Genomic DNA, 24344 nt, shown 5'->3' on the forward strand with positions numbered 1-24344 from the left:
TCCCCATCTGTCACCTTAATGTATTGAAAATATTATCTTTGCGTTTTGATAAGTCAAGTGTATGTATTAATGCAATACACTTGACTTATCAGAATGTTTGTGATGTCTGATCCCGTGTACATTTTTAAGCAATCAAAAAAGAATTAATGAAACATCTCGTTTGGATGGTAACAGCTTTGTTACTATTTGGTGCAGCTAATGCGCAGGAGAAGTTGCCTGTCATTGTGCCTTATAACCCCCAGGACATCCGGGAACTTTACCTGGATAGCAGTAACCACCACACTGCCTTTAAGCCTATTTTGCATGAGGATACCAGTGCCATGTATACCAATCCGGACACGACTAAACGTAGCTGGTTCCACCGGAAACTGTTTAACGAACACCTTCTTGAATACCGTAACAAGGATTATAATGTATTCATTGATTTTCTTCCGGATTTTCAGGTCGGTAAGTCACGCGACGGAAGCAGAACTACCTGGTTGAATACGAGAGGAGCCAGTATCCAGGCGAATATTGGTACCAAATTTTATTTTGAATCTTATTTCTTCGAAAACCAGGGAAAGTTTCCTTATTATCTTGACCAGTATATCCGTAAGAACCAGATTGTACCAGGGCAGGGAGGAATTAAGGATTATAGCGAAGGAAAGGCATTTGATTACAACTATGCCAGTGCATTGCTAAGCTATACACCTAATAAGTATCTTAATATAACGGCGGGATATGGACAGAATTTTATTGGAGATGGATACCGTTCCCTGATCCTGTCTGATATACAATTCAGTTATCCATATCTGAAGCTTACGGGGACGCTTGGAAATGTTCAATACACGGCTATGTGGGCCCAGTTTATGGACAAACACAGCCAGAGTTTCGCAACGGCTTATGACGATCTGGGATACTATAAGAAATGGGGAGTATTTCATTTTCTGGACTGGAACGTGAGCAAACGGCTCACTATTGGTCTCTTTGATGCTGTGATCTGGCCGGATGCAGATTCATCAGGTCGAAAACGTGGTTTCGACTGGAGCTATATGAATCCTATCATCTTCCTGCGCTCAGCAGAATTCTCTGAAGGCTCTTCAGATAATGCCCTTGTTGGTATGAACGCCAAGTTTAAGTTATTTCCTAAAACCACAATATATGGCCAGCTGGTGTTGGATGAATTTAAGTTGAAAGAGGTGTTTGGTGGTAAAGGCTGGTGGGCAAACAAACAATCTGCTCAACTGGGCTTCAGATCTTTTGATCTGTTTAAGGTAAATAAGCTGGATCTGCAGGGGGAATTTAATGTAGTTCGGCCATACACTTATTCTTACAAAAGCACTCTAATTAATTACGAGCATTATAACCAGTCATTAGCACACCCGTTGGGAGCAAATTTCTGGGAAGTACTTGGCATTGCTACGTATCGCATCAAGCGTTGGTATGGCAGGGGAGAATTGATGTATTCAAAGTACGGAGATGATCCTGATGCAAAAACCAATTATGGTCATGATATATCCAAACCATATACTACCCGGGTTAATGATTATGGTAATTGGATAGGCCAGGGAATTAAAACCAATTTGTTATACGCACAGGGAACTATTGCCTATGTGCTTAATCCTAAATATAATCTCCGGTTAGAAACCTCATTGGCAGCCAGAAGGGTGAATAACGATATTGCCAGAACCACTGACCTGATATTTAGCATTGGTTTACGCAGTACTTTCCGCCAGTTCTATTACGACTTCTGATTAGTAGTGCCTAAACATACGCAAGCCCTTCCGCTTTCCGGCGCAAGGGCTTTTTATTTAAAAACGCAAAAAGGGGAGGATAATAATGGACAAAGGGCCGAAATAACAGTTTGTCAAAAAAGGTATCAGATAAGAGAAGCCTGGTCATCCTGTACTGAATATACGAAAAAAATCATAATATCAAATACATAACCCCGTTCCTTCCAGTGTTGCCGATAATTTATAACTTCGCAGCATGCATTACGTTACAGTAGAAGGGCTTACCAAATCTTTTGGGACCAAACCATTATTCAGGGACATTTCTTTTCATATTGAAGAAGGAGATAAAATAGCGCTGGTGGCGCTTAACGGGACAGGAAAATCAACCCTGCTCCGCATTTTATGCGGTAAAGACACTCCCGACAGCGGTAAAGTCTGGATTCATAAAGACGTAACCGTTGTAATGCTGGAACAACAATCCGGCTTTGATCTTTCGAAAACAGTGATCGAAAATATCTTTAATCATAATAACCCAATACTGAATGCCATCAAGGAATACGAGTTGCTTACAGAGGAAGGACACGAGCCAGACCTGGATAAGTTAACGGATGCCATCGCCAAAATGGACGAACTGAACGCCTGGCACTTTGATAGTAAAGTAAAACAGATATTAGGGAAACTTAATATACACAACCTGGACCAACCGGTTGGCTCCCTCTCCGGCGGCCAGCAAAAAAGGGTGGCTCTGGCCAAGGTACTGATCGAAATCGGATTCGAACACAAGCATGTATTGCTTATTATGGATGAGCCTACCAACCACCTCGATGTATCCATGATTGAGTGGCTGGAAAATTATCTTGACCAGGAAAAAGTAACCCTGCTCCTCGTTACGCACGACCGTTATTTCCTTGACAGTGTATGTAACGAAATTATGGAGCTTGACAGGGAGCAGCTCTTTATTTATAAAGGTGATTATGAAAATTACCTGGAGAAAAAGGCTGCCAGGGAAGATAGCGAGAAATCCAGTGTAGATAAGGCACGTAATCTTTATCGCAAGGAGCTGGAATGGATGCGTAAGCAACCTAAAGCCCGTACCACCAAATCGAAATCACGCCAGGATGCTTTCTACGAAGTAAAGGAAAAAGCCAGCACGAAGGTAGCCGAACAACAGCTGGAGCTGAATGTCAAGATGACCCGCCTCGGAGGGAAAATCCTCGAGCTAAAAAAAGTATATAAATCTTTCGGAGATCTGAAGATACTGAAAGGAATGGACTATACCTTTAAAAAGGGGGAACGTGTAGGTATTGTCGGAAAAAATGGGGTAGGCAAATCTACTTTTCTGAATATGCTCCTTGGTACCGAACAGCCCGACTCCGGTAAAATTAATGTTGGCGAAACCATTGTGTTCGGTAATTATTCCCAGACCGGGCTGGTAGTGAAAGAGGATATGCGGGTGATTGAGTTCGTGAAAAACATTGCTGAAAATTTCCCATTGGCAGACGGCACCAAAGTGAGTGCTGCCCAATTCCTTGAACTATTCCTCTTTCCTGCAGAAAAGCAATATACCTATATCTCCAAACTGAGTGGAGGAGAAAAAAGACGGCTACACCTGTTGTCCATTCTATTTAGGAATCCTAATTTCCTTGTGCTGGATGAACCAACCAATGATCTCGATTTACCAACCCTCAGTATACTGGAAAATTTCCTGCAGGAATTCCAGGGTTGCGTGATCATTGTAAGCCACGACCGTTATTTTATGGATAAACTGGTGGAGCACCTGTTTGTTTTTGAAGGAAACGGGGAGATCCGCGATTTTCCTGGCAATTATACCCAGTACCGCGAGTGGGAGAAGGAAGAAGATAAAAGGAAAACCGCTGCACCAAAAAAAGAGAGTACACCTGAGCCGGTAACGCCGGTAGTTATAGCCGAGAGTAAAGGTCGTAAGATGTCTTTTAAGGAGAAGCGGGAACTTGAATTACTGGAAAAGGAAATAGAGCAGCTGGAAAAAGAAAAGAAGAATATTGAAGCTACATTATCCAATGGAGAGCTGTCTTTTGATAAAATGGAACCAATGACCCATCGGATTGGTGAGATCATTCAATTACTGGATGAGAAAGGAATGCGATGGCTCGAGCTGAGTGAAATGAATAGTTAAGCATCGGATTAATAATAAAACGGGAAAAGCAGCTCATTACTGAACTGTTTTTCCGTTTTATAAGGGACTATTTCAATAAGTGTGTAAACTTAAAAATCGGGGATCAAATTAATAACTAGATTCTCACTCTTTTATCAAAAATAGTTAAAAATTGATTCAGGATCATGCCCCAGTTTCTAATGGGCATGGTCCATTTTTTTGACACTTCCCGTAAAGCCAGGTACACCGATTTAAGCACAGCTTCATCAGTGGGGAAGGACAGCTTGTTTTTGGTGTATTTTCTGATTTTGCCGTTCAGGTTTTCGATGAGGTTTGTGGTGTAGATGATCTGTCTTATCTCCAGGGGAAAGTCAAAAAAAGACGGTCAGTTCCTCCCAGTTCTCACGCCAGCTTTTGATGGCATAAGTATACTTTGTACTCCATTTAGCATCCAGAGCGTCAAGAGCAGCCATGGCAGCTGGCCTGGTCGGTGCAGCGTAAACATTTTTCATGTCCGTGGTAAATTCCTTTTTATCTTTCCAGACTACGTAGCGGCAGCTGTTAAGTATCTGATGGACTACACAAACCTAGGTGGCAGATTGAGGGAAGACTGATTTTATGGTCTGTGTGAAGCCATTCAGATTATCCGTGGCTGTTATCAAAATATCTTCCAGGCGACGGGTCTTCAGGTTCGTAAGTACAGTCATCCAATAGGCGGCTGATTCATTCTTACCCAGCCACATTCCCAAAACTTCTTTGAGCCCATCCCGCTTTAGTCCTACAGCGATAAAGACGGTTTTATTTACCACTTTACTGTTCTCTCGTACTTTAAACACAATGCCATCCATCCAGACTATGAGATAAACCGGTTCTAATGGCCGGTTTTGCCAAGCGACAATATCTTCTGCCACGCGACTGGTTATACGGCTGATTGTGGCTGTGGAAACATCAAATTTATATACTTCCCGTATTTGTTCTTCGATGTTTGATTGTTAATATAGCTTTGCGCGCTACTCTCCAATGCAATTCCTGTTAACAATAACAGTGATGATAATATTCTTTTCATAGATTAAATCAGGGATGGGTTAATTATTATTTTAGGTTACTGTTTATTTTATAGAATACTTGTTGATATAAATATAATAGTGCTACCTAATTTGTTATCCTCTCTTTTAAATTTATCGGTGGGGTCAACTAATAAAAAATGTGTATAAAAAGGGCACCATAATCAATTAAAACGGCCGGTTCCAATTTTAATTGAAAACGGCTGTTTGGGATCTGGTAGCCTCGTCAAGAATCGAACTTGAATCTGGAGCTTCGGAAACTCTTATACTATCCATTGTACTACGAGGCCATAAAACTCGCGCAAATCTACATTTTCTAATGTACAATCCCAAATTGCATTAAAGATTGATATTACTTTTGAAGATTTTTACCGCAATAGCCAGCAGGATCACCCCGAAAAATTTGCGTAATACCATCAGCCCGGCCTTGCCCAGCAAGCGTTCTATGTAGTTCAGCGAGCGGAGCACAATATATACGATCAGCAGGTTCAAACAGATACCCGCCAGGATATTGTACTGCCCGAAGTTGGCTTTCAGCGACATAATGGTGGTCAGGGTCCCCGAACCCGCTATCAGCGGAAAGGCAATAGGTACCACGCTGCCAGCCTTGGCGTCCGGATCCGTTTTGAAAAACTCCAGTCCCAGGATCATTTCCAGCCCGATAACAAATATTACGATAGAACCCGCCACCGCAAAGGAATGAACATCCACGCTCAATAACTTAAGGAAGGGCTCCCCCACCAGCAGGAACAGGATCATCAGGAAGCCGGAGGCCAGCGTGGCTTTGCCGGCGTCTATATGGCCAAGCTTCTCTTTCAGGGATACCAGTACAGGAATAGATCCCACAATATCAATCACCGCAAATAACGTAAAAGTAATAGCCAGGATTTGGTCGAAACTGAACATGAATGCTATTTTGTGTAAATATAAGGAGAATGGGGAACGTTTCATCCCGGCTGCTTTTCTGCTTATATTTGTTTAATTACTTTTTATATGACAGAGGATATCATTATTCAGATCAGCAACAAGATCAAGGAAAAAAGAAAGGCTAAGGGCATTACCATCCAGGAACTGGCCGACAGGGCAGAGGTGAGCAAAGGGCTGATATCCCAGATAGAGAATAACAGGACAGTACCCTCCCTGCTGGTATTGATCAATATTATTAAAGCCCTGCGGCTGGATATGAATGAGTTCTTCAACGAAATTGATCAGCAAACCCAAAGCGCAAAGGTCATTATCAAACAAAAAGCCTCCTACCAGGAGTTTGAAAAGGAGCCTGCCAAAGGATTCGTTTATAAAAGAGTGCTCACCAGAAATGTGAAGAATTTCCCGGTAGATATCGTATTACTCGAGCTGAAAAAAGGCGCCCACCGCTCACAAATAGTAAAAACGGATGCCTATGAGTATAAATATATTATCAAAGGCACCGTTGAATACCTGATCGATAACGAAAAGTATATCCTGGAAGAAGGCGACTCCCTCTTCTTCGACGGCCGGCTCGGACATAAACCCCGCAACATAGGTCAGGAGAATGCACAGATCCTGGTAGTATATTTCTTCCTCGGCAATGATAAGTAAGATTACAAATACTTAACATTAAATTTAGTATAGATTAACATTCTGGTCACATAGGAACTTAAACTTTGCATGTAAATAATTTATCCAAACCTACATTTACATGCAATCAAATCTACTCCGGGCGCTCAAAAGGCAGCTATGCACCATGCTGTTGCTGCTACTCGCCACCCTATCTGTACATGCCCAGCAAGCAATTACGGGAAAAGTTATTGTGGGCGACGACCGCCAGCCGGTGATCGGCGCCACCGTTAAGGTAAAAGGAGCCAACCGCGGCGCTGTTACCGACGCTACCGGTAGCTTTGCTATCTCTGCAGCCGGCACTGATGTACTCCAGGTTAGTTTTATTGGCTTCCTGCCACAGGAATATCCCCTGAAAGGAGCAGCTGATGTGACTATCCTCTTACAGCCGGATAAAAAAGCCCTCGATGAGGTAGTGGTAACGGCATTGGGTATACGAAAAGAAGTGAAAAAAGTAGGATATGCGGTACAGGAAGTAAAAGGAGCAGACCTGATCAAAGCCAGGGAACCTAACCCGGTAAATGGTTTGGTAGGTAAAGTAGCCGGTCTTACGGTAGGCGCTTCTGCCGAACTGCTATCGGCCCCACTCGTGCTGCTCCGTGGCAGTAACATTGGTTTGTATGTGGTAGACGGAGTACCTATTAACTCCGATACCTGGAATATTTCCCCTGATGATATTGAAAGCTATACCGTCCTGAAAGGCGTAACTGCTTCCGCTTTGTATGGCTCCCGTGGCCTCAATGGCGCCATCATGATCACCACTAAAAAAGGAACAAAAGATGCACGCGGCCTTTCTATTGATTTTAACTCCAGTACCATGTTCGAAAAAGGATTCAACGCCATCCCCAAAGTACAGGATGAATACGGTCCCGGCGATCATGGTAAATATGCTTTTGTAGACGGTAAAGGAGGTGGAACCAACGACGGCGACTACGACGTATGGGGCCCTAAATTTGAAGGGCAGCTCATTCCCCAGTACGATAGCCCGGTAGATCCGGCTACCGGCAAACGCACAGGTACACCCTGGATCGCACGCGGTAAAAACAACCTGCAGCGCTTCCTGCAAACCGGTTTGCTGAGCACCAACAACATCGCCGTATCTTCCCATACAGAGAAAGCAGACCTGCGCTTCTCCCTGTCACATTCCTACCAGAAAGGAATTGTGCCCAACACCTCCCTGAACATCACCAACTTCAACATCTCCGCAGGTTATAACTTCAACTCCCGGTTAAGACTGGATGCTTATATGAACTATAACCGCCAGTATTCAAACAATTTCCCGGATGTAACCTATGGCCCCAACAGTATTATTTATAATACCCTTATCTGGGCGGGCGCCGACTGGAGCATGGACGATATGCGCAACTACTGGCAGCCCGGTAAGGAAGGCATTCAATCTATTTACGCAGAATACCAACGCTATCATAACCCCTGGTTCATGACCTACGAATGGTTGCGCGGCCACTACAAAACTGATATCAACGGCTATGCAAAACTGAACTATAAGATCAATGATAAGCTGGAGCTGCTGGCCCGCACGCAAATCACCTCGTATGACCTGATGAGGAATGAGAAAGTGCCTTTCTCGGCTCACCCCTATGGCCGTGAAGAAGGTAAAGGCGACTACCGGGAAGATAAACGCAGCATGTTTGAAAATAACACGGATGTATTGTTGTCTTACACCAATACCTTTCCCCATCAAATAGGTATCCATGCCTCTGTAGGTGGTAATGCACGCTCTTACCGTTATAACTCCAGCTATGTTTCCACCGGCTACCTGAATGCACCGGGATGGTATGGATTTGCCAACAGCCGCGACCCGTTGTTTGCTACTAACTACTACGCGCCTATGCTGGTATTGAGCGCTTATGGATATTTGGATATCGACCTGGGAAAATATGCAACAGTGTCTTTAACCAACCGTATCGATAAAGCTTCCAACCTGCCTGTCCGGAACAATGTTTATTCCTACCCGTCTGTGGCTGTGAGTACCGTGTTGTCCGACTACATACAGCTGCCGGAAGCAGTATCTTTCCTGAAGCTGCGCGGTTCCTATGCCAACGTAAAAGGAGGCTTCACACAGGCTACCATTGGTGCCACGCCACTGGCTACTTACCCGCTGGGATATGGTTCTGAATACCAGTCGTCTTATGATGGCCCTATCTATAATACTTCTTTCTACAATGTTTCACCGGTATATCAGAACCAGGCAGGGGCTTATATTTCACAAACTATTGCCAATCCTGACCTGAAGCCTTTTGCCAGCAAAGCGGTGGAAGCCGGTATAGACATCCGTTTCCTGAAAAACCGTATAGGCATTGACGGTACCTACTTCACCAGCCAGAATGGCCCGCAGATCTACGATGTAATTATTCCCAGCGCTACCGGTTATGCCAAGAACCGTATCAACGGTGTAAATACCCGTAAAACCGGTTATGAAGTAACCCTGAATGGCAGCCCGATCAGAAATCCCAATGGCCTTAACTGGAATATCACGGCCAACTGGTCCACCTTCCAGGAAAAATATACGAAGATCTACGACGGGGAAGACAAGCTGAACGCCTTTGTGGGTGTGGGCGACCGGGTAGATAAGATCTACGGTACCAAATTCGTGAGAACGGCCGACGGACAGATCATTAACGGATCAGATGGCCGCCCGGTAGTGAATCCAACCCAACAGTTCCTCGGAAATGCCAGCGCCGACTGGGTTTGGGGCGTTAATAACAGCTTCAGCTATAAAGGCATCAGCCTTAGCTTCCAGTTCGATGGCCGCGTTGGAGGTAATATGATCGATTACATTCAGCAACAAACCTTTCGTGGCGGACGTAACATTCTTACCACGGAGGGCGCCATGGGAGAGGCCCGCTACCAGGATTACAAAGGCGTGAAATCCTACCTGGGCCAGGGTGTAGTGGTAAGCAACAACGTTCCTATCCAGTACGATAATAACGGTAATGTAACCAACTATGATAAACTGCAGTATGCACCTAATACCACCAAAACATTCCTGCAGGATTATATCAGCGTGTACTACAGAACCAACGAAGCAAACCTGATCAGTAAAACATTTGCAAAACTGCGGGAGATAACTATAGGCTACACATTGCCACAAAACATATTGAGAGGAACTTTCATCAGATCGGCCAATATCTCCTTTGTGGGCAGGAACCTGCTCTATTTTGCAAAAAATAAAGACGTGGACCTGGACCAGTACCCGGGCGCAGACCAGGGATCTTCTACCCTCCAAACGCCTACTACGAAGAGATACGGCTTTAACATCAATCTCAGCTTCTGATCTGTCACTTTAAAACAATGTATTGTATGAAATCTTTCAAAATATTAACCTTCATTGCTTTAACAGGTGCTGTGATCAGTAGCTGTAACAAGAAGTATGATGATTATGCCATTAACACCAATAAGCCTGCACAAACCCCGCCCAGTCTGGTGTTAGGCGGCGTGCTGGCAGATATGAACTCAGATAAGCCCTGGAGCAATGTAATGCGCTGGAACCAGTTCGATTGCTGTAACTATAACTATTACGGCGATCAGCGTTACGATTGGGGAGGAGCAGATCTGAACAGTTACTACAGTCTCACGAATGTACAGCAAATGGAAGCGGAAGCCTCCCGTTTAGGCGGGCAGACAGTGAACCCGTACGGTGCATTAGGTAAGTTTTTCCGGGCCTGGTTCTTTTACCGCATGACCAACCTGGTGGGTGATCTGCCAATGAAGAAGGCATTGCAGGGTAAAGAAGATCTGACACCGGCGTATGATGAACAAAAACAGGTATTTTTACAGATCCTGCAATGGCTGGAAGAAGCCAATACCCAGCTGGGCCAGCAGATCGCCAATCCCGATAAGAGCAATACCGCAGAAGGACAGCTTCTGAAAGGGGATTTTTATTACGGAAATGATCTTGGTAAATGGCAGCGCGCCGTGAACACTTTCCGTTTACGGGTACTTATTACCTTAAGTAAAAAAACAGCTGATGCTGATCTGAAAGTGGCGCAGCAGTTCAAGGATATTGTTAGTAATCCTGCCAAATACCCGCTGATTGAATCTGCAGATCAGAACCTGCAGTTCATCTACAATAACATCAACAAGTATCCGTCTAACCCGGATAACCTGGGCTTTGACGCTACCAGGTACAATATGTCGGCCACTTACCTGAATACACTGGTATCGCTCAGGGACCCGCGTGCTTATATTACCGCGGAGCCGGCCACACTACAGGTGAATAAGCTGCATAAATCGCCTGCTGATATCACCGCTTATGTGGGGGCAGCTTCCGGTGAAAGCCTGGATGATATGTCGTCGAAAATGTCGAATGTGGACACTGCCGTGTATTCTGTGCGCAGCCGCAGCCGTTACTACAGCAGCTATGCGGCCGAACCGGGTGTGTTGCTTGGCTTCCCCGAACTATGCTTCAACATGGCTGAGGCGGCAAATCGCGGCTGGATTGAGGCCGATGCAGAAACCTGGTATAAAAAAGGCATCAGGGCATCCCTGAGCTTTTATGGTATCCCGGCTGAAACGGCAGGATCTATTATTAAAACGTATAATGGTCAGCGTTATGAAGTACCGTTCGATTTTGAGAACGGCTATTACAAACAGACCAGTGTAAAATACCAGGGCAATAATGCGCAGGGGCTTGCACAGATCCTCACACAAAAGTACCTGGCATTCTTCGAAAACTCCGGCTGGGAAGCATACATCAACTGGAGAAGAACCGGTATACCTGCTTTCAGCGTAGGCTCCGGCACAGGCAACAGCGGCATTATTCCGAAACGCTTCAAGTACCCTGATTCCGACCGCTCTTCCAATACCATCAACTGGACCGCTGCCTTGAAAAGCCAGTTCGGCGGCACTACCGATGATATCAATGCGGATATGTGGCTGCTGAAATAGTGCGGATTTTGTCTTGGAACACTGATTACGCTGATTATACTGATTTCAGTGATATTTTTTAAGAGAAGAAGAAGGAATTGTTTTCTTTCTTCTTCTCTTTTTTGTTAATAATAACTCTTCATCTTACAAATACATATCAAAATCCAAACAACAAAAAATCCGCGTAATCATCAAAATCATCGTAATCAGTGTTCCAAGACAAAATCCGCGTAATCAGCATAATCATCCTAATCCTGGAACCAAGACAATTTCAGTGGCCGAAGGCCACGAAAGAGTGTTTAACTATACTTAACATTGAGTTCAGTATTTATTAACAATGAGTTTACATTGAACCCCCACCTTTGTCCCAAACCATTTGTCAAAAAGATGTTGAATATTACCTGGATACGGAAGCGGTTGCAGCATGCGCATCATGTTACTTTTTCACTGTATGCAGCCCTGGTGGCCTTTGGTACATATTCCTGCATGTATGCCTTCAGGAAGCCGTTTACAGCGGGCATTTTCGAGGGCATAACTTTCCTGGGCATTGATTATAAGATCTGGCTGGTAATTACACAAACAATTGGTTATGCCTGCAGCAAGTTTTACGGTATCCGTTTTATTGCAGAAATGAAAGGGAATAAACGGGCGCAGAGCATCATGATGCTGATAGGTATATCATGGCTGGCCTTACTGGGTTTCGCCATGGTGCCGGCGCCGTATAATATTGCGTTTCTTTTTCTTAACGGGTTTCCGCTGGGCATGATCTGGGGCCTGGTGTTCAGTTACCTGGAAGGCCGGCGCAGCACGGAGTTTATGGGAGCCGTATTATCAGTGAGCTTTATCTTTTCTTCTGGGTTTGTAAAATCGGTAGGTAAAATGACGGTGGTGAGCTGGCATGTAACGGAATACTGGATGCCTTTTATCACCGGCCTGGTATTTATTGTGCCCATCATGATCTGTATACTGTTGCTGGAGCAGATCCCGCCTCCTTCGCCTGAGGATGAGCAATTGAGAACCCGCCGCGCGCCTATGAACAAACAGGAAAGGAAAACATTTCTTCATACCTTTTTACCGGGACTGGTATTACTCATTGCCAGTTATGTATTACTTACCGTATTGAGGGATATGCGTGATAATTTTGCGGCAGATATCTGGAAAGACCTGGGTTATGGCACACAGGCAGGCATTTTTACACAAACGGAAATTCCTGTTTCGCTGGCCATCATTGTGATCATGGGATTGCTGGTGTTTGTGAAGAATAATTTTCACGCGTTTATGCTGAATCACTTTATTGTGATCACCGGGTTCCTGCTGGCATTGATCAGCACCCTGTTATTCCGGCAGCACCGGCTGGACCCTGTATGGTGGATGACCTTAACAGGGCTGGGGTTATATATGGGTTACATTCCCTTTAACTGTATTTTCTTTGAAAGACTTATTGCGGTATTTAAATACGTGAGCAACGTAGGGTTTATCATTTATGTAGCCGATTCATTTGGCTACCTGGGAAGTGTGCTGGTGATGTTGTTCAGGAACTTTGGCGGGATGGCTTTATCGTGGAGCCAGTTTTTTACGGATGCAGTATTGGGCGTATCTGTAACAGGTATCGTGATGATGCTGGCATCTGCCTGGTATTTTAAAAAAAGAGTTGAATCAGTGAACAATAAAAGCGCTTCAACCCTGGATGAAGTACAGATTGCAGCCTGATAAGAACAGGTTGTTAAACCCATAAAAAAAGGCAAATCGTGCATGCTGAATGCGCAATTTGCCTTTTGTTTTTATAACAGGAATTTAGTTCGCTTTGGCGTCAGACGCGTCAGCTTTAGTTCCTTTTTTGCCTGGTTCATCTTTGGCATCTTTAAACTCACGAATGCCGCTACCCAAACCACGCATCAGCTCAGGTATCTTCTTACCACCAAACAATAACAATACTACCAATGCTATCAGCAGTAATTCTTTGATACCTATTTCCTGCAAAAACAAAAGCGGGATATTCAGAAAAGATGTTGTCATTATAACAGATTTTATTGTGTGCTTTTATATACGGTATATGCAAACATAAAGTTAGCACGAAATACCAGTTTTTTTGTTTTTTAGGGAGATATTTAAAAATTTTAGTATAATTTGTTTAAAGACAATTATTTACAGATTATAATTTATCACTTTTATCTCTCCGTTCTCTACTCTCAGATGCGAAATATGGCCATAATCCACAGAAATGTCGAACGCATCCACGAGCGGAGTATCGGTCACATGCGCCACTATACAGCGGATCACCCCGCCATGCGTAACCAGCACCGTATCCTTTTCCGTAGCAGTGATCTCTTCCAGTACGGCTATACTACGGTTATACAGTTCCTCATAGCTTTCCCCGCCGGGAATATGCTCAAACACTACATTGTCTGCCCATTTGCTCAGGGCATTTTTGCTGATGCTTTCCCAGGGCAGCATCTCCCAGTTACCAAAGTTCATTTCTTTTAACCGGTCGTCTTTGATATAGTTACTGAATAACGCAGCTGCAAGCTTTTCACAGCGTTGCAGCGGGCTGCTGTATACTTCCAGTGGCCCCGCCGGGATCAGGGGCTTTATACGGGCTGCCTCGGTATCAAAACTGTCAGCTACATCTACATCGGATGCGCCATAACAAATACCACTTTCTATAGCCGGTGTGGTATGCCGGATCAGATATATTTCCATGTAAGAATACAAAAGCATAAATAAATAACAGTTTCCGATACCTGCTGCACGGCCCCCAGGCAATCGCCGGTATAGCCGCCTATCCACTTCTGCATAAGCCGCACCATATACCAGCGGGCAAGAACCAGGGCCGGAATGGTAAGCAACAGGGTGTAATTCTGCAGGTAAATCATGGCTGCAATAAAAGGAATAAAGCCCCAGAGAGCGGCTATCCACAGGTCGGGCAGGGAAATGCCCCGGGCAATGGGCTTGGCCTTGCTGTCGTCGTTCTCACGCACATATTTATGGGTATAGATCACTGTTACGGCTACAAAGCGGCTCAGTGGTTGGGCACTTATAATGGCCAGCATCACTTTGTACAGCGATAGTTCCTGGAGCGACAGGTATTTAAGGGTCATGATCAGCAGCAGTCCCAGCATCCCGTAAGTGCCTATGCGGCTGTCTTTCATGATCTCCAGGATCTTTTCTTTGCTCCATCCGCCGCCAAAACCATCGCACATATCTGCAAACCCGTCTTCATGAAAAGCGCCGGTGATCCAAACGCCTACAATGATCGCCAGTAATATGCTCACCATGGGAGGGGCAATGTTGCCAAGTATATACAACACGCCCGCCATAATAATACCTGTTATCCATCCTATCAGGGGAAAGTAGCGGGTAGCCTGACTGAGCATTTCCGGGGACCATGGGGTACTAACGGGAACGTGTATACGCGTATAGAACATGATAGCGGTTAGCAGTAGCTGCCACTGTTTTTTCATATCGTACGGTTTGATACCTGTGCACTGTTAAAACTGGCCATTTCTTCCAAAAAGGCTACAGCACTCCGGATCAGGGGGATGGCCAGTGCGGCGCCTGTACCTTCTCCCAAACGCATATCCATTTGTAATAAAGGTGATACTTCAAGATGTTGCAGCATCGCCTTATGTCCGTTTTCTTCAGAGCAATGAGCAAAAATGCAATAGTCTTTTACGTTGGGTTGCATTTGTACGGCTGCCAGTAAGGCGGCGGTTACAATAAAGCCGTCTATCACCACCAGCATATTAAGGGCTGCGGCCTGTTGAATGGCGCCACAGATCATGGCAATTTCAAAGCCGCCAAATGTGGCGAGGGCCTGCTCCGGCGAAGCGGGAGTTGCATGTTTGGCCATTACCTGCTGGAGTATGGCCTTCTTTTGTGTTAGCTGCTGTGTATTGCTGCCGGTGCCTGCACCGGTGCATTCAGCTACAGGTATGCCGGTAAAATGACTCATCAGCAACGATGCCGCGGAGGTATTGCCTATGCCCATTTCCCCGAAGCCTACTACATTACAGCCTTTCCCGGAAAGCAGTTTCACTTCTTCGGCACCCGCCTGCATGGCCAGTTTGCACTGATCCAGCTGCATGGCCGGCATATGCAGGAAGTTTTGCGTGCCCATACCCATCTTGCGGTCTTTCAGCTGCGGATGCGGTGCAAACACATGGTTTACCCCGGCATCCACCACGGTGAGATCCAGCTGATGCTGTCTGCAAAACACATTGATGGCGGCGCCGCCGTTCAGGAAGTTGTATACCATTTGAGCGGTAACGGCCTGGGGAAAAGGATTTACCTGTCCGTCGGCTGCAATGCCGTGATCTCCGGCAAATACGATGATAGCGGGATTCCTTACAGACGGGCTCAGTGTATTTTGTACCAGGCCGGCCTGCAGGGCAATACCTTCCAGTTTTCCCAGCGAACCGGGGGGCTTGGTCTTTTGATCTATCTTATCCTGTAGTGCGGCTTTTAGTTTGGCAGACACTGGTGGTATGCGGATATCATTCATCATGAGAGATTTTTTACACTTCTTTTTTAATTACAACCGGGATGCCAGACACCATTAGTGTAACGGTGCCGGATATACGTGCTGTATATTGATTCACCCAGCCCTGTAAGTCCGTAAACTTTCGGGCAGCTTCTGTTTCGGCATGAACGCCCATCCCGATCTCGTTGGTTACAATAATAAAAGTGCCTGCTTTCTGGTGAATGGCGTGTATTTCCGCCTGGATGGCCTGCAGCGTATTGCCGGTATGATAATCGTGTGCAGTAAAAAAGTTGGTAAGCCAGAGGGTGATGCAGTCGATCACTACGGTGTGCCCGTCCAGCGGAAGACGGCTTACATACAGCTCTTCTTCATAGTTCACCCATGCGGGGCCTCTTTCCTCCTTATGCCGTTGTATGCGTTGTGCAAAATCATCATCCCACACTTTGGCAGTGGCCACATATATGGGATGAGCGCTTTGTGATAAGGCCAGCTCCTGTGCGTACCTGCTTTTACCCGAACGGGCGCCGCCTGTAATTAAATGAAGCATAGAAAAGCTTTTAGCCTGTTCCTGTGGCCGGCTTTGATCAAAGCCGGCCACAGGAATGATTAGTTAAACAATGGCATGGCCGGGAAGAAGAAGCCCGTGAAGTTCACGCTTTTCTTCAGCCCGCCGTTGCTGGCATCATAGATGTACAGCGTATTGTTTTTATAGTTATCGCCGTAACCAGATTTCACATCTGTTACCACGATAGTATTGTTGCCAGGGTTATATCTCACACCTGCGCCATACATTTCACGTCCGGCCGGGATGGTTATAAATGGTGTATTCAGCGAATTGGAATTGCCAACTGCATATTTGTATACTTCTGTACCGCCGGCGCCCCATGGATTTGTTTTGCCGATAAATACCGCGTTTTCAGTGGTAGATGCGCTCAGCATACCCGCATTCCATGCACCCCAGGAGCCATATACCGGGAAGGGAACGGTTACGGTATCTATTTCCAGGTTATTGGCATTAATGGCAAACAGCATGTTATCACGGGCTGCCCACACGGTGCCGTCCGGTGTACGGGTAAAGCCTACATCTGCAAGGCCTAATACCCTGGCCACGCTCAGATCGGTGTTGTTTAATGCCACAATACCCTGCGACTGTGACATTACCAGCACATAAGGGTCAGCTTTTATGATGCCACCCACCTGGCCGGTTACGCCGGCGAGTTTACTGCCTACAGCCAGCGTCTGCAGGTTAACGGGATACACGCCATCGGCGGTACCTATTAAGCCGGTGCTGTTGTTTATGCCGCAAAAGGAATTACCTGCAGCAGGCAGCTGGTCAATACGACCGGTTTCTTTCATGGTACCCGGATCGGCTACCACAAAGGCGCCCTGTTTGGATACCAGGTACATTTTATTGTTGTAAATAGCGCCGTAATCAGTGGTAGTGCCCAATGTTTTACCGGGATTGGTCCGCTGAAATACATCCTGGTAAACAGAATCTTCCCCGTTGCGGTAAAAATTCACATCGCCGGGGCCATGGCCAAACCAGCCTTCATTCACCAGGAAGAAGCCGTTCTCAAATTTGCCCAGTACTTTAATACGGTAAAAGAAAGTAGCCAGGGCATTGCCGGAAATTATTTTATAGGAGATGGTATAATCACCTTTTGCTGTTGCAGTAAAAGTATAGGTGGAATCGGTGCTTACCTGCACGCCGTTTACCAGCCAGAGGAAAGTAGGATCTTTCACTTCTGCCAGCTGGGGGCTCAGTACCCGGCTGTCGCCAATAAAGATGGTATCATTACCGTTTTTTAATCCCGGGCTTACTATCTGTGGTATAATTACTTCTGCCTGGTTATCCTTAGAACAGGAGGCTAAACCTGCAATAGCGAATACTGCTGCAATAAAGGAAACCTGAAATTTGCGTGAAATGCTGCGCATGTGTTGTGATTTATTTTCGTATGTCTTGTTTTCGTATGGGTATTACAGTTAAACTGTAGCCAGGGTGCTAATACAGAAATGCTATGCAGAAGAAGGAAAAATATGAAATCCCCTATAATAATTTAGAGATTTAGAGTCAGACAAATGTGTTCATCTGCCTGAGCCCCAAATCTCTAAAAAACAAATGTAAAAATACTATTGTGCAAAACGCAGTCTGCGTTTAACCAGTTCAAAGCTGCCAAAGAAAATGCTGCAGTAAACAATATTACCTACCAGCACATACCACATATACGGAATCGCCTGGATATAGCAGCTGGCTAATCCTGCTGCATCTTTGGTATACGGTAAACCGGTGAGCATGTTGGTGGAACCGCTGATCCATACGCCGAAGTTAGACACCAGGAAGTGCAGGAGCGCTGCGCCTGCAGAGCCCATCAGGACGTTGGCCACACTCGCTTTTTTGATTAAAAGCTGTCCCAGTAATACGATCAGTACAAAGCTGGCGTAATTCCATACCCAGCCCCTGTACAGTAAGCCTTCTGCAAATTGTTTATGGAAAACCTGCATCAGGATAACGTCGCTAACAAAGAGCGTTAATAAAGGAAAAGCGTATGATTTCCATTTCTGTGAAAAAGAAGCGCCGCCAAATAAAGCCATAGCGCCTACCGGGGTAAACATGGCGATTGGTTGCATAGTAGCATCAGATCCCAACACAACACGTATTACACCTGCTGCCAGGATAAAAAGCAGCAATACACCAAATCGTGGATTAAGATTCTTTAAAGACATTATGTTGATTTTAATGTTTACAAATTAACTACGATACCGGTATTAAAATTAAACCGGCGTGAATTATATCCGGAAATATCAAAATACTGATAATCCGTAATATTTCTGAAACCGGCGAAAATTTTAAGCAAGTTACCAAATTTATATTCACCATATAAATCCACGGTATAATAATCCCCCATGGGGTTAGCTCCCTCAAAACGCTTATCTATGTATTTAGCGGTAGCCGATACGTACAGCGCCCGGGTGGCCTGGTAACCTAAGGTGGCATTCACGGCGTTCTTAGGCACCCTGTACAGGTTGTAGTAGGAAGAGTCCTTACCATTCTGGTTCACAGTAACCCGGCCATCCACATACGTGTAATTGGCTGTTACCTGGAGCTTTTTTGTAATGCTCCAGGTAACTTCCGCTTCAGCGCCATAAGCCTTTTGTTTGTTGGCATTGCGGTACTGGCTGAAAAAGGTGACAGGATCAAAATAGAAGATCACCAGGTCGCGGGTATTGCGGGCAAAACCGGTTACCCGGAAATCTACCTTGCCTTTGGCCACATTGGCCTGGTAGCCGGCCTCATAGCTGGTAGTGGTTTCCGGCTTCAGGTCCCGGTTGCCATAGCCATTTGCATAGAGCTGGTACAGGGTTGGAACCGTATAGGCGGAAGAAATATTGATAAATACCTTATGATTTGGATTGATCAGGTAAGAAGGGTTAAAGGAGAAGGTTTGGTTATTACCATACAGGCTATGGTGATTGAACCGGCCGCCCACTTCCAGGTTAAACCCATTCATGTTACGCAGCAGGAATGAGGCATACAGGCTGATCTGGCTGGTATGCGAGGTGTCGGGCGATAACATGGTGGTCACTATTCCCGGGGTATAGGTGCTTTCCAGGAAATCTTTCTGATCAGTGGCCGAGCGGGAATAGGCGGCGCCTCCGATCAGCCTGATGCGGCTGCTCAGATCCAGGTTCACATAACTTTCCAGCTGGTGGATGTTTGAGGTGAACAGGGAGCTGTCGTACCGTGCATAAGCGCCTACGCCCACATAACCGGAGTCGTTCAGTATTTCCCGGTTGGTGTGCTGGTAGCTGTACAACACGTGCCAGGACCCGTTTTTAAACCGGTATTCGCTGTTGAAGCCATTGAGCAGGTATTTCGACTTACCGGTATAATCCGTTTCATCTTTGTAGCCACCCTCATCCAGGTCGTGGTGGTAATCGCTGAAATTGAAAAGGTAGCCGAAATTCCAGCGTTTCCCGGCAGTAAGCCCCAGTTTGGCAAAAACATTATGCTGCCGGAAACCGTCTTTATCAAACCCTGCTTTGCGGGTGGAGTCGTAGGCATCGGAGAAACCCCTGGTGTTTTCATGTTTATAGCTTACCAGGTAGGAGAACCGGTTAATATTACCATGCACATTTACGTTACCCTGGAAATCGTGGTAGCTGCCATAGCTGGCGGTGGCGCCTGCGCCAAATTTTTTATCACCCGTTTTACGGGTAATGATGTTGATCACTCCTGCTACGGCGTTGGAGCCATAGAGGGTCGACTGGCTGCCACGGAGTATTTCAATCCGTTCTACCTGGTCGGGGGTAATGAAGTTAAGATCGAAAGTGTTATTGATCTGGGAAGCATCGCTTACAGGGAGGCCATCTACCAGGATAAGGGTATTGCCGTTGGAGGCCCCGCGCATGTACACATTGGATACAGTGCCGGGGTTGTTTTCAGCGCCGTTGATGATCAGGCCGGTTTGCTGGTTCAGGATACCGGCAATGCTCCTGCCGCTGTTACGCTGCAGGTATTCATGTGAAAGGATAGTGACTACCTTGCCGGTTTCCCCGGCCTTCTGAGGGCCTTTGGCGGCAGTAACGGTGATTTCATTCAGCTGGCTGATACGGCTGGTATCCTGTGCGGCAGCAGCAGTATACAGTGCAGCAGACAGAAAAAGGGACGTGTAAAGTTTTAATTGCATCCGCGATGTTGGTTAGCGATTTATAAAATAAAAAATGCAGCGGGGACAAAGGTTTAGGTTACTTTATCGCCACTGCATTTTCTGAGGCAAACTGCCGGAAGCAGGTTGCTTATCCCGGCATCCGGGAAATATATTTATCCATTTCTTTGATCTGGCTTACAATCTGCGCAGTGGTGGGCTTCTGAGCTTTTGCCCTGCGGAAGTATTCTTTGGCCGATTTGAAATCGCGGCGGCTCATGGCAATAGACGCCAGGGTTAACAGGGCCGCAGCCGAGTTTTCCTTGTCCGGTAAGCCTTTGCGCATCGCTATTTTCAGGTTCTGATCAGCCGTTTTCAGGTCGTTTTTCTGGTAGGCGATCGTACCCAGCTGAAAATACTGCATACCCTCGTATTCCTTCATAGGGCTGCCGGAGTTAATGCTCTGGCGTATAGTGGATTCAGCTTTATCGAGATCGTTGGAGTACATGGCCATGTTGCTTTGCATAAAGTAGTATACAGAGCGGATAGGTTTGTACAGGAGTTTAGGGAACTTCACCTGGTTCATCAGGGCGGTAGCCCTTTCAATATCGCCGGCTTCCACGGCTTCCTGAACTATCCTCATCGGGCCAAACATCACATGCGTTACCAAACACACTACTGCCAGTACCAGTACAATGGTGGCTTCCCACCAGCCAACCGTAAGGCCCAGCGCAATACCGCCTATCAGTAACAGGATACCGATCGGGAGGCGATATAGAATAAAAAAATTAAATGCTTTCATGAAAAAACAGTTCGTAAATCACTAATGAGGGAGCAAAGATAAATAAAAAAAACACCTCATGGGTTTTCATTTCCGGCGTTTTCCGTTTGCCATGGCAATAGCTCCTAATATGATGGCTACACCCAGTATCTGGAGGGATGATACGGGTTCGTGCAGGAAAATGGTGGCAGCCAGCATGGCTACCGGCAGCTCGGCAGCGCTGAGGATAGCGCCCAGCGACACACCGGTTTGAGGCATTCCCTTTGAAAAAAGGAAAGGTGGCAGCACGGTACCAAAAAGGGCGAGGGGAATGCCCCATATCCACAGGCTGGTGCCGGTAAAGCGGCCGTTATAGAGGTATACCGGCGGGAAAATGAGACTGATGAGCACAAATGCACCGGTAACAATCCACGCGCTCTTCAGCACCGGCCCCAATGAAGCGGCTGCGCGGCCACTTATCACAATGAACACGGTATAGCACATGGCCGCCAGCAGGCCAAAGCCAATGCCCTTCCAGTTCAGGGCGCTGTGGCCATGGTTAAATAAGCCTCCCGCCAGCAGGGTGCCGCCAAGAATGAAAAATACGGCCACCCATTGTAAGGTAGAGGGCCGCTTTTTATAGATGATCCATTCTGCCAGCATGCTCATCCAGGTGAACTGCATCAGTAGTATAATGGCAATACTGGCAGGAATATATTGTACGCTCTGGTAATAAGTGATGCTTACCAGGCCGGTGGAACTGCCCAGGATAAAGCAGGTACGGACAGCCTTGTTGCCTGGCCCGACTGTTCTTTTACCGGAAAGCGCATGGATGATCCATAGCGCCACCATCCCGAAACCCGCCTGTACACTGCATAATTCGCCTAATGTATATCCCTGCTGATAACCCGATTTAACGATCGTTGATAAAATTCCAAAGCTGCATGCGCCAAGCAGCACAAGCAGTATGCCTTTCCACATAACCATTGTTTTAGTGTGCGAATGTATGCGAATTTAGCGGAGGCGATGGGCTTCCGCTAAACGCTGCTATTTCTTTTTCTCCAGGTTGGGCAGGAACCCGGTAAGGAGTCCTATTAACGGAAGATAAGCGCAAACCTGGTATACATAGGCAATACTGGTGGCATCTGCCAGGCGGCCCAGCAGTGCAGAGCCTACACCGGCCATCCCGAAGGCCAGCCCGAAGAATAAGCCGGCAATCATGCCCACTTTACCCGGCACCAGTTCCTGTGCGTAAACAAGGATGGCAGAAAATGCGGAGGAGAGTATAACGCCAATGAATACACTAAGCACAGCTGTCCAGAACAGGGTGGCATGCGGCAGCAGCAGGGAGAACGGCGCTACGCCCAGGATAGAGATCCAGATCACATATTTACGCCCGATGCGGTCGCCCACAGGGCCGCCAATGAAAGTACCCGCCGCTACTGCAAACAGGAAGATGAACAGGTACACCTGCGATGCCTGCGTGGAAATATGGAAGCGGTCCATCAGATAAAAGGTATAGTAGCTGGTCATACTGGCCATATAGAAATATTTGGAGAAGATCAGCACCAGCAGGATGCCCAGCGAAAATATGATCTTGGAGTTGGACAGCTTCGGCCTGTCGAGCCCCGGCGCCGCCTTTTTCGGTTTAATGCGGTGTGTATTGGAAAGATACCATTTGCTGATGTTCAGCATTACCACGATAGCCAGCAAAGCGGCCACGGAAAACCAGATCACATGGAACTGCCCGAAAGGAACAATCACCATGGCCGCCAGCAGCGGTCCCAGGGAACTGCCGGCATTACCGCCTACCTGGAACAGCGATTGCGCCATACCATGTTTTCCGCCGGAAGCCATATGCGCCAGCCGCGATGCTTCGGGATGAAATACGGCGGAACCAACACCTACCAATCCTACGGATACCAATACCATAGGGAAGTTGTGCGACAACGACAAACATACCAGCCCGATCAGCGTGAAGGTCATGCCGATAGCCAGCGAATAAGGTTGCGGTTTTTTATCGGTATACAGGCCCACCAGTGGCTGCAGCAGTGAGGCAGACATCTGGAATGTAAGGGTAATTAACCCTACCTGTGTGAAATTTAATTTAAGCGAATCTTTGAGCACAGGGTACATGGCAGGAATGAGCGATTGCATCGTGTCGTTCAGGAAGTGGGTAAAACTTAATGCCAATAGGATAGACAGCACTGTGTTTTGAGCTGCCTGTTGAGCGGCTGTTTTATGCTGTTCTGATAATGTTGTTTCCATTTCTGTTCTTTTAAGATCAGATCATCTGATGTTTAAGGGTAAAAAAATTATTTGTTCTGGTCACTGATCTTCGTTGCCCAAACCAGCGCCTTCTTAGGATCTTTATCGATAACACTTTGCAGCAGCGCATCATGATAATGCTGTGTGCGCACAAAACTGTCTGTATTGGCAAAACGCTGCAGGAAAGATTTTTTCAGGTGCTCTGCCACAGTTCTGTACAGGTCGCGCATGATTTCATTTTTACCTGCTTCCGCCAGCGCGTTATGAAAATTAATGTCCGCCTGGATACAGGGTTCCAGCTGGTTATTGGACGCGTATTCAAATCGCTTTTTCAGAAAGCCCTTCATCTTCTCAATATCCTTACTGCTGCGGTGAATAGCAGCTTTCTCCGCAATTTTTACTTCCAGCAGGAAACGCACTTCATTCAGATCTTCAAAATCGGCCCGCTGCAACCGCTGCGATAATGCTTCTCCTGAGCCGGATTGCGACAGTACAAAAGTGCCCAACCCCTGTTGCACCCGCACCAGCCCGCGATGGGCCAGTATTTTCACTGCCTCCCGGATACTGGACCGGCCTACGCTAAACTGCAACATCAATTCCGGCTCTGTGGGCAATTGCTGGCCCACCGCATACTTACCGGATCTGATCAGCTCCTGGAGGCGGTCTGCCACCTCTTCTGCCAGGCTGAGTCGTTTTAAAGGAGAACTGTTTGTATTCATCATATCATCTGATGTTTGCAAAGGTAATGGAACTTTTTACTTTTTTATATTTTTTTTTCGGGAGATGAGAAGCCGGGT

General features: G+C 46.4%; 20 protein-coding genes, 1 tRNA gene and 1 pseudogene. 6 read left to right on the top strand and 16 right to left on the bottom strand.

Annotated features, from left to right (window positions below):
• The first annotated feature begins 146 nt into the window (after nt 1-146).
• Complete coding sequence (locus FN124_RS11530; protein ID WP_142684868.1) at nt 147-1733, top strand: hypothetical protein; 1587 nt, start codon at nt 147-149, stop codon at nt 1731-1733.
• 235 nt (nt 1734-1968) lie between these two features.
• The gene (locus FN124_RS11535) at nt 1969-3867 is read left to right on the top strand and encodes an ABC-F family ATP-binding cassette domain-containing protein (protein WP_142684869.1); all 1899 of its coding nucleotides are present in this window, start codon (nt 1969-1971) and stop codon (nt 3865-3867) included.
• Between the two features lie 115 nt (nt 3868-3982).
• Here the strand turns inward: FN124_RS11535 and FN124_RS31750 are convergent, their stop codons facing one another.
• From FN124_RS31750 to FN124_RS11550, 4 genes and pseudogenes are all read right to left on the bottom strand, one after another.
• Nucleotides 3983-4210 (bottom strand): transposase, encoded by a 228-nt coding sequence (locus FN124_RS31750; RefSeq protein ID WP_376765849.1) that lies wholly within the window; start codon nt 4208-4210, stop codon nt 3983-3985.
• A gap of 7 nt (nt 4211-4217) precedes the next feature.
• Nucleotides 4218-4829 (bottom strand): annotated as a pseudogene (locus FN124_RS11540) (IS256 family transposase).
• Nucleotides 4830-5125: 296 nt separating this feature from the next.
• Nucleotides 5126-5200, bottom strand: a tRNA-Arg gene (locus FN124_RS11545).
• Nucleotides 5201-5249: 49 nt separating this feature from the next.
• Nucleotides 5250-5816 (bottom strand): MarC family protein, encoded by a 567-nt coding sequence (locus tag FN124_RS11550; protein WP_142684870.1) that lies wholly within the window; start codon nt 5814-5816, stop codon nt 5250-5252.
• Nucleotides 5817-5903: 87 nt separating this feature from the next.
• Here FN124_RS11550 and FN124_RS11555 point away from each other — a divergent pair, with 87 nt between their 5' ends.
• The 4 genes from FN124_RS11555 to FN124_RS11570 all read left to right on the top strand — a co-directional run bounded on the left by FN124_RS11555 (nt 5904) and on the right by FN124_RS11570 (nt 13103).
• The gene (locus tag FN124_RS11555; protein WP_142684871.1) at nt 5904-6488 is read left to right on the top strand and encodes a helix-turn-helix domain-containing protein; all 585 of its coding nucleotides are present in this window, start codon (nt 5904-5906) and stop codon (nt 6486-6488) included.
• Nucleotides 6489-6588: 100 nt separating this feature from the next.
• Nucleotides 6589-9801, top strand: coding sequence for a SusC/RagA family TonB-linked outer membrane protein (locus FN124_RS11560; protein ID WP_185937167.1), 3213 nt, complete (start codon nt 6589-6591; stop codon nt 9799-9801).
• 26 nt (nt 9802-9827) lie between these two features.
• Nucleotides 9828-11414, top strand: coding sequence for a SusD/RagB family nutrient-binding outer membrane lipoprotein (locus FN124_RS11565; protein ID WP_142684872.1), 1587 nt, complete (start codon nt 9828-9830; stop codon nt 11412-11414).
• 366 nt (nt 11415-11780) lie between these two features.
• A complete protein-coding gene (locus FN124_RS11570; RefSeq protein ID WP_142684873.1) occupies nt 11781-13103 on the top strand; it encodes a DUF5690 family protein in 1323 nt (440 codons plus the stop codon).
• 84 nt (nt 13104-13187) lie between these two features.
• Here the strand turns inward: FN124_RS11570 and tatA are convergent, their stop codons facing one another.
• The 12 genes from tatA to FN124_RS11630 all read right to left on the bottom strand — a co-directional run bounded on the left by tatA (nt 13188) and on the right by FN124_RS11630 (nt 24269).
• Nucleotides 13188-13409 (bottom strand): twin-arginine translocase TatA/TatE family subunit, encoded by a 222-nt coding sequence (gene tatA / locus FN124_RS11575; RefSeq protein WP_142684874.1) that lies wholly within the window; start codon nt 13407-13409, stop codon nt 13188-13190.
• Nucleotides 13410-13538: 129 nt separating this feature from the next.
• Complete coding sequence (cobC, locus tag FN124_RS11580) at nt 13539-14093, bottom strand: alpha-ribazole phosphatase (RefSeq protein ID WP_185937168.1); 555 nt, start codon at nt 14091-14093, stop codon at nt 13539-13541.
• Nucleotides 14078-14854: an adenosylcobinamide-GDP ribazoletransferase gene (locus FN124_RS11585; protein WP_142684876.1), complete on the bottom strand. Its 777-nt coding sequence runs from the start codon at nt 14852-14854 to the stop codon at nt 14078-14080. The genes cobC and FN124_RS11585 overlap by 16 nt, the downstream gene beginning before the upstream one ends.
• Nucleotides 14851-15897: a nicotinate-nucleotide--dimethylbenzimidazole phosphoribosyltransferase gene (gene cobT / locus FN124_RS11590; protein WP_260607397.1), complete on the bottom strand. Its 1047-nt coding sequence runs from the start codon at nt 15895-15897 to the stop codon at nt 14851-14853. The genes FN124_RS11585 and cobT overlap by 4 nt, the downstream gene beginning before the upstream one ends.
• A 10-nt stretch (nt 15898-15907) precedes the next feature.
• On the bottom strand, nt 15908-16420 hold the full coding sequence (locus tag FN124_RS11595) for a bifunctional adenosylcobinamide kinase/adenosylcobinamide-phosphate guanylyltransferase (protein ID WP_142684877.1): 513 nt from the start codon (nt 16418-16420) through the stop codon (nt 15908-15910).
• 59 nt (nt 16421-16479) lie between these two features.
• Nucleotides 16480-17808 (bottom strand): DUF5074 domain-containing protein, encoded by a 1329-nt coding sequence (locus FN124_RS11600; RefSeq protein ID WP_142684878.1) that lies wholly within the window; start codon nt 17806-17808, stop codon nt 16480-16482.
• Between the two features lie 195 nt (nt 17809-18003).
• Nucleotides 18004-18597, bottom strand: a complete 594-nt coding sequence (locus tag FN124_RS11605; RefSeq protein WP_142684879.1) for a DUF6580 family putative transport protein — start codon at nt 18595-18597, stop codon at nt 18004-18006.
• A gap of 17 nt (nt 18598-18614) precedes the next feature.
• Complete coding sequence (locus tag FN124_RS11610; protein ID WP_142684880.1) at nt 18615-20561, bottom strand: TonB-dependent receptor plug domain-containing protein; 1947 nt, start codon at nt 20559-20561, stop codon at nt 18615-18617.
• A 109-nt stretch (nt 20562-20670) separates the two neighbouring features.
• Nucleotides 20671-21321, bottom strand: coding sequence for a tetratricopeptide repeat protein (locus FN124_RS11615; RefSeq protein WP_142684881.1), 651 nt, complete (start codon nt 21319-21321; stop codon nt 20671-20673).
• Between the two features lie 66 nt (nt 21322-21387).
• Nucleotides 21388-22260, bottom strand: a complete 873-nt coding sequence (locus FN124_RS11620; protein WP_142684882.1) for an EamA family transporter — start codon at nt 22258-22260, stop codon at nt 21388-21390.
• Between the two features lie 66 nt (nt 22261-22326).
• Nucleotides 22327-23547, bottom strand: coding sequence for an MFS transporter (locus FN124_RS11625; RefSeq protein WP_142684883.1), 1221 nt, complete (start codon nt 23545-23547; stop codon nt 22327-22329).
• A 47-nt stretch (nt 23548-23594) separates the two neighbouring features.
• On the bottom strand, nt 23595-24269 hold the full coding sequence (locus FN124_RS11630; RefSeq protein WP_260607398.1) for a FadR/GntR family transcriptional regulator: 675 nt from the start codon (nt 24267-24269) through the stop codon (nt 23595-23597).
• Between the last annotated feature and the right edge of the window lie 75 nt (nt 24270-24344).

The organism is Chitinophaga polysaccharea (genome assembly GCF_902150045.1).
In the GTDB taxonomy this organism is placed as follows: Bacteria; Bacteroidota; Bacteroidia; order Chitinophagales; family Chitinophagaceae; genus Chitinophaga; species Chitinophaga polysaccharea_A.

Bases quoted from the DNA above. Each gene is read 5' to 3' on its own strand.
- FN124_RS11530 (WP_142684868.1), top strand. From the start codon at position 147: ATGAAACATCTCGTTTGGATGGTAACAGCTTTGTTACTATTTGGTGCA.
- FN124_RS11560 (WP_185937167.1), top strand. From the start codon at position 6,589: ATGCAATCAAATCTACTCCGGGCGCTCAAAAGGCAGCTATGCACCATG.
- FN124_RS11585 (WP_142684876.1), bottom strand. From the start codon at position 14,854: ATGAAAAAACAGTGGCAGCTACTGCTAACCGCTATCATGTTCTATACG.
- FN124_RS11535 (WP_142684869.1), top strand. From the start codon at position 1,969: ATGCATTACGTTACAGTAGAAGGGCTTACCAAATCTTTTGGGACCAAA.
- FN124_RS11620 (WP_142684882.1), bottom strand. From the start codon at position 22,260: ATGTGGAAAGGCATACTGCTTGTGCTGCTTGGCGCATGCAGCTTTGGA.
- FN124_RS11570 (WP_142684873.1), top strand. From the start codon at position 11,781: ATGTTGAATATTACCTGGATACGGAAGCGGTTGCAGCATGCGCATCAT.
- FN124_RS11605 (WP_142684879.1), bottom strand. From the start codon at position 18,597: ATGTCTTTAAAGAATCTTAATCCACGATTTGGTGTATTGCTGCTTTTT.
- FN124_RS11595 (WP_142684877.1), bottom strand. From the start codon at position 16,420: ATGCTTCATTTAATTACAGGCGGCGCCCGTTCGGGTAAAAGCAGGTAC.
- FN124_RS11630 (WP_260607398.1), bottom strand. From the start codon at position 24,269: ATGATGAATACAAACAGTTCTCCTTTAAAACGACTCAGCCTGGCAGAA.
- FN124_RS11610 (WP_142684880.1), bottom strand. From the start codon at position 20,561: ATGCAATTAAAACTTTACACGTCCCTTTTTCTGTCTGCTGCACTGTAT.
- FN124_RS11625 (WP_142684883.1), bottom strand. From the start codon at position 23,547: ATGGAAACAACATTATCAGAACAGCATAAAACAGCCGCTCAACAGGCA.
- FN124_RS11555 (WP_142684871.1), top strand. From the start codon at position 5,904: ATGACAGAGGATATCATTATTCAGATCAGCAACAAGATCAAGGAAAAA.
- cobC (WP_185937168.1), bottom strand. From the start codon at position 14,093: ATGGAAATATATCTGATCCGGCATACCACACCGGCTATAGAAAGTGGT.
- tatA (WP_142684874.1), bottom strand. From the start codon at position 13,409: ATGACAACATCTTTTCTGAATATCCCGCTTTTGTTTTTGCAGGAAATA.
- cobT (WP_260607397.1), bottom strand. From the start codon at position 15,897: ATGATGAATGATATCCGCATACCACCAGTGTCTGCCAAACTAAAAGCC.
- FN124_RS11550 (WP_142684870.1), bottom strand. From the start codon at position 5,816: ATGTTCAGTTTCGACCAAATCCTGGCTATTACTTTTACGTTATTTGCG.
- FN124_RS11615 (WP_142684881.1), bottom strand. From the start codon at position 21,321: ATGAAAGCATTTAATTTTTTTATTCTATATCGCCTCCCGATCGGTATC.
- FN124_RS11565 (WP_142684872.1), top strand. From the start codon at position 9,828: ATGAAATCTTTCAAAATATTAACCTTCATTGCTTTAACAGGTGCTGTG.
- FN124_RS11600 (WP_142684878.1), bottom strand. From the start codon at position 17,808: ATGCGCAGCATTTCACGCAAATTTCAGGTTTCCTTTATTGCAGCAGTA.